Origin of the sequence: Dermacoccus sp. Ellin185, from assembly GCF_000152185.1 — a bacterium.
Classification (GTDB): Bacteria; Actinomycetota; Actinomycetes; order Actinomycetales; family Dermatophilaceae; genus Dermacoccus; species Dermacoccus nishinomiyaensis.
Genome location: NZ_AEIQ01000092.1, coordinates 1 through 729, shown reverse-complemented (window position 1 = coordinate 729; position 729 = coordinate 1). Strand labels below are relative to the sequence as shown.

Sequence of the window (729 nt, the reverse complement as noted above, 5' to 3'; positions counted from 1 at the left end):
CGGCTCAGGCTGCGCCCGCCGCGTCCGGCAGCGACGACTGGGACGCCCCCGCCCCCGCCCTGGACGACTCCGCCCCTGCCGCCGCTGCGCCTGCCGTCTCTGGTGGTGACGACTGGGACGCTGCTCCCCCCGCTCTCGATGGCGCGGTGGCTGCCGCGCCGCAGCAGACCCCGGAAGCCGTCCAGACATCGCAGGCCACGCCTGCGACCTCCGGCGGCGACGACTGGGACGCCCCGCCGCCCGCACTCGACGACTCCGCCCCCGCCGCGCAGCCGCAGGCAGCTGCCCCGGCAAGCGATTCGGCCCAGGCCGAGACCCCCGATCCGGCCCAGGAAACGGCGACGAGCCAACCTGCCGCGGCCCCGGCACCCGCACCGGCGTCGTCGGGTGGCGATGACTGGGGAGCGGAGCCGCTGCCGCTCGATCAGCTCGACTCGCTCGCCCCGGCAGCGCCCGCAGCGACGGACGAGAAGGCTGCCCCTGCGGCCGCGTCCACCGCTGCTGACCCGACCCCGAGCACCCCGGCTGCTCCCGAAGCTGACGGCGAGAAGGCCGCTCGCGAAGCAGCATCCACCCCGGCGGCGGACTCGACGTCGACTCAGGGCGCGTCGACGAGCACGAACGACACGACGACTGACGCCGCCACCCGCCCGTCCGAACAGGCCGCTGACACCACCGACCACGGCACGTCCGGCGCTGCGGTTGCGGCCGGTGTCGCGGGAGGGGCGG

The 729-nt window shown here is 76.5% G+C and carries 1 pseudogene; it reads left to right on the top strand.

The features are described from left to right. Positions 1-729, top strand: a pseudogene (locus HMPREF0321_RS16535) (hypothetical protein); the annotation flags it as partial.